Genomic DNA, 5,122 nt, shown 5'->3' with positions numbered 1-5,122 from the left:
AGAGGTGGAAAGTGGTGCAGGGGCTCAGGGGCTCAGGGGCTCAGGGGCTCAGGGCCACAGGACCACAGGATCACAGGATCAGGGGACCACGGGCCACGGGGAGGGCAGTCCTCAATTCAATTCACCCTCCCGCTGGGAGGGTCGAGCGAAGCGAGGGGAGGGCCGAGCACTGAAATTGCAAATTTGAAATTCGGATGCCGCCTCGGCCCTGGCGAATGACGAGCGTCCTCGAAATCAAACGCGGCCGACGATGACCACGGAATTGATGCCGAGCATCCCGAACGAGTTGTTCAGGATGTAATCCACCTGCTTTTTCTCTTGTGGCTCGTTGAGCACCAAGCCTGGCAAATCGCATTCGGGGTCCAGCTCATCGACATTGATCGTGGGATGCACGACTTGATCGCGAAACGCCATCAGGTTGCCAGCCAATTCCAACGATCCGGCTGCTCCCATTGCGTGCCCGATGTAGCTCTTCGTGTTGTTGATGCGAACGTTTTCGCATTTGCCAAACACGCTTCGCAGAGCGGCGCACTCTTGGATGTCGCCGCTGTTCGTTCCCGTGGCGTGCGTGCTGACAATGTCGATTTGGTCCGCTTCCAAACCAGCTTGCTTGAGCGCCTTCTGCACGCACTGGGCTTGGCGTTCTGGATTGGGCAACACAAAGTCCGTCGCATCGGTGTTCATCGCATAACCGACCAGCTCACCGTGAATTTCGGCACCGCGAGCTTTCGCATCGCTGAGTCGCTCCAGCGTGTACAGGCACCCGCCTTCGGCAACCACAATGCCGTTGCGTTTTTGATCAAACGGACGAGACGCCAGCGTCGGATCCGCGTGGGTCGCCAAAGCGTTCTGACTGTTGAAACTGGCGAAGATCCCGAACGTGTGAATGCTCTCACTGGTTCCGCCCGCGATCGCCACATCGCACTCATTCAGCCGCAGCATCTGAGCGCCTTGAATGATCCCGGCGTTCCCCGCAGCACAGGCCGCACCAATCGTGTAGTGCGGTCCAGTGATCTGCATGTTCAGTGCAATCTCACCGGCAGGGTTGTTCGCGACGGTACGTGGGTTGTGGTGGTGCGACCAGCAACTCGTGTCGTAATCAAACCCTTTGATCACATGAATTTCGTTTTCGGTCTCGACGTTCCCGTGTTCCGTCACACCGACGTAGATGCCGACCCGATCTTTGTCCACGTTGTCCCAATCCAACCCGGAATGAGCGACCGCTTCCTGGGCCGTGTAAACACCCACGCTGCCCGCTCGCGTGCCTCGGCGGATGTCCTTTTTGGATTGATATCGCTTGGCATCGAAGTCACACACGCCGGCCAAAGTCTCGCCGAAGTAACGGATTTCATACGGCTGAACGCCGCTGCGTTTTTCCAGCAATGCGTTGCGAAAGTCGCCCCAATTGTTTCCGTTGGGCGATGTCAGACCGACGCCGGTGATGACGATGCGTTGGTCGTCGGGAAGCTGAGAAGCACGGTGAGGGGCGATCACGGATGTTGCGGCCAAAAGGAGCGATTGATGCGTGGATGGCGACCCAAAAACGTAGCAATCGGACTCCGTTTCCTCAACGGGCAATGTCCAGGTTCCATTGGAATTTGCGAGGAACAGCCCAGCAAAAACGGATACCGATGCCTGGAAAGGAATCGTTGATTCAGACCAACGAGACCTTGCCGATCATGACGTTCCGGCGGGTCACTGCGTACGAATTGAGATGCTGCGCGCGTGAGCGGTCAGCCCCTCTTTCTCAGCAACGGTGATCACGTCGGGAGCAATCACCTCCAACGCCGAACGATCAAATTGGGTCACGCTGCCTGACCGCAAAAAACTGTTCGCTGACAACCCCGCTGCCCATCGGCAGGTTCCGCCCGTCGGCAACACGTGGCTGGGACCGGCCGCGTAGTCCCCCAACGCAACTGGGGTATGATGCCCCAAAAACGCCGCCCCGCTGTGCCGGATTTTCGCGATCAACGATTCAGGTTGGCGAGTTTCGATCTGCAAGTGCTCCGGCGCAAACGAGTCGGTCAACTCACAAGCGTGCTCGGCATCACGTGCCAAAATCAACGCCCCGAAATCCGCCAACGCATGACGCGCCAATTCGCCGCGTTCGAGTTCGCCAAGCTGTTTTGCCAATTCCGTTTTGACATTGCCCAGCAAAGCCTCGTCCCACGTGATCAAGATCGCCGAACCGGGCGAATGTTCGGCTTGAGCCAGCAAATCCGAGGCGACAAAAGCGGCGTCCGCCGAATCGTCCGCGATCACAATCACCTCGCTCGGACCAGCGAAGGAATCGATGTCGACGGTCCCGAAAACGTGCTTCTTCGCCAATGCCACGAACAAATTGCCGGGGCCCACAATTTTGTCGACAGCCGGTAACGCGTCACATCCATACGCCATCGCAGCAACGGCTTGTGCCCCGCCGCAACGATAGACTTCTTTGATCCCCAACTCGTGACAAGTCGCCAGCATGTCCGTGTTGTACGCCCCAAATGGAGTCGGAGGTGCGACCACCGCGATCTCGTCAACGCCCGCGACCTGAGCCGGAATCGCGGTCATCATCACTGTCGATGGATAGGCGGCGGCGCCACCGGGAACGCAAATCCCCACTCGCGGGATCGGCACATAACGCTGGGTCAGCGAAACGCCGGGCCGAGGCGTGATGGTGACGTCCCGATGCAGAATCGCCGATTGAAATGTGGCGATGTTTTCGCGGATGCGACCAATCGTTTCGATCAACTTCGGATCGGCTGCGGCATGAGCGGCTTGCAGATCAGCTTCCGGAACCCGCAATGTTTCAGCGGTCAGGTCGGCACCGTCAAGCGATTGTGTGTATCGCAATAAAGCGTCCGTTCCTTGTGACTGCACGTCGTTGCAAATCGTCTCCACGACTTCGATGGGTGTCAGTGCCTTGCCAAACACTTTCAAAGTCAATTCGCGGCCACGGGGGCTGACAAGATCCCCGCGTGGGCTCAACTTTTCACGCAAAGCAGCCAGAGTTTCGGCGGCATCACTCGAGGAGGCATCGCGAGCGTCAACGGTTTGGATCGAAAATTCAGGCACAGCAGCGACGCGGGATACTCAGAGGAATGGATCGGCAATTTCAGATCGGCCATCAAAGCCGTGCGCTCAGTTTACCGAGCCAACAACCTTGGGCTAGGCTTGGCTCATGAATCACGCCGAGACGCAATCTTCCAGCCCATCCGAATCAGCTTTGCCCCCATCCGAACCAAGGTCACTTGCCCCCAAGCGATCTCGCCCGCTCCAGTGGACGATCATCGCCGCTGTGTTCCTGCTGACTTTCGCCCTTCGCTGGCCGTTTCTCACCGAGAGTTTTTGGGTGGACGAATTGCACTCGGCTTGGTGTGTCGCGGATGGATGGAATGACGTGGCGGCGCGAGCCAAGATGGGCAACCAGCAACCGCTGTATTTTTGGTCGCTCTGGATTTGGCAACAAATTCCGTGGCCAGAACCTTTCGCCAGCTACCCGGTGGAATCGCTGGCTCGACTGACCAGTCTGTGGTGCGTCAGCGTGTCCGCCGCCCTGATCGCCTGGGGATTGATCCGGTACCAGGGCAGTCTCTTGGCCGCCGCGGCAGCCGGGATCGCGTTTGCAATCGATCGGCAAGCCGCGTTCTACGGCGTCGAACTTCGACCCTACGCACCCGTCATTCTCTGCAGCACGCTGGCGATCGGCTTCGCCGCTCGATTGTGGACAGCGCCAACTCAACCACCGCCACCGGGCCAACGAACGAATTGGAGTTGGGCCGGTTTGCACGCCAGCGTTTTGTTGGCGGTTTCGATGCACATCACGTCCTTGCTCACGCTCGCTCCGCTGGTCGTCGCAATGTCGGCCTGCGACCTGTTTCGCCGGCGAAAAAACCCGGCTGAACTGAAACATGCCATTTTGCGTCACACGTTTTGGCTAGCATTGTGGGCAATGGTTGGCCTGCAACTGGCCAGCCATCAACAGGACGTCTGGGAACGACGCGACGCCTGGTCAGCTTTCGGACGACCAAAATCCATTTTCGCGATTTGGAACATGTGGCCTTGGCTCGGATGGATCCTTTTCCCTGCCGCCGCAGCGATATTCAGCAGGTATTCCCTGCGTTTCTTGCCCAAACCAACAAACAAACCCCGGCCGGTCGAGCACACCTCACATGGACCAACCAACGCCCCCCCACCGCATCGTGGTGCCGTCTCCTTCGCCATCCTGTGCAGCTTTGCTCTGGTGGTCTCCGTGTTGTCTGCGTTTTTTTTGGCAAATTTTTTGGGGGTCCCAATCTGGCACCGGCGTTACTTGATCGCAGGCTTGCCACTTGGTTGCGTCAGCCTGGGAGCCTGGATCGCCTCAATCCATAGACCTGGGCATTACGATCTATTGTCACCAATCCCCATCTTTCTTTCGCTGGCCAGCGTTGCCTGGACCCAAGGCTCTATCCACCCCAAAGTCGCCTCTTACTGGGTCTATCGACACGAAAACTGGCGAGATGCCATCCAACAAATCGCTGCTGAAACGGAGCTAGGCCCCCCTTCGGACGCCGATGCGATGGAGCATCATCTGTGGATCGACGCTGATTTGATCGAGCAGCCAACGATGATGGGCGAAGTCACGGACATTGAACTTTCGAACTACCTCACCCTGCCGGCGAGAGGCCCGTACACTCCCGGTGAACGAGTGATTCTCCATGCGGTCGGCTCGGTAAAACCGATGGAGGGCTGGCAACGAGCGGCCCAATCTCTCCCCCGCTCCGAGCCCCGTTGCAAGCATTGGTTTCTGTCCCGATTTCTGCCAAAGAACCAGCAGGAAATCCCTCCCCTCGAAGGCTTCGACCGCCAGGACTACGGGCGATTCGGCAACATTAAACTTTACTATTCTATAGACAAACAAGACTGAACCAGAGAACAAAAGAGAGTGGTCGCGACCTCACGCCTATCTCGCAAAAGCACCAGACGACGCCTGATTCACGAGGAAAAGTCTACAGACCTGCTCTGTCCTTAGACCGCTTCTCAGTCGCTCCCGCAGTGGAAGGCAACGCGAATGCGCCGTTCACATGAAGACCGCAACGCTCAATCAAACGCCACTAGGTAAGAACCCTCATCCTTTTTGTGCGATGATTCACTT

At 57.8% G+C, this 5,122-nt stretch carries 3 protein-coding genes; 1 reads left to right on the top strand and 2 read right to left on the bottom strand.

Annotated features, from left to right (window positions below):
• Positions 1 to 234: 234 nt before the first annotated feature.
• A complete protein-coding gene (locus ACF8AM_RS21175; RefSeq protein WP_392557563.1) occupies positions 235 to 1,494 on the bottom strand; it encodes a beta-ketoacyl-[acyl-carrier-protein] synthase family protein in 1,260 nt (419 codons plus the stop codon).
• 201 nt (positions 1,495 to 1,695) lie between these two features.
• A complete protein-coding gene (hisD, locus tag ACF8AM_RS21170; RefSeq protein ID WP_392557562.1) occupies positions 1,696 to 3,060 on the bottom strand; it encodes a histidinol dehydrogenase in 1,365 nt (454 codons plus the stop codon).
• 106 nt (positions 3,061 to 3,166) lie between these two features.
• Between hisD and ACF8AM_RS21165 the strand changes: the two genes are divergently transcribed.
• Entirely contained in the window at positions 3,167 to 4,894 is a 1,728-nt protein-coding gene (locus ACF8AM_RS21165; RefSeq protein WP_392557561.1) for a hypothetical protein, read from the top strand.
• The last annotated feature ends 228 nt before the right edge of the window (positions 4,895 to 5,122 follow it).

It is taken from the genome of Rhodopirellula sp. JB055 (assembly GCF_043100905.1).
Lineage (GTDB): Bacteria > Planctomycetota > Planctomycetia > Pirellulales > Pirellulaceae > Rhodopirellula.
Note: the sequence above shows the minus strand (reverse complement) of the source record. Positions and strands in the feature narration are given on the sequence as shown.

Excerpts from the sequence above, each read along its gene's own strand:
- ACF8AM_RS21165 (WP_392557561.1), top strand. The coding sequence starts at position 3,167 with ATGAATCACGCCGAGACGCAATCTTCCAGCCCATCCGAATCAGCTTTG.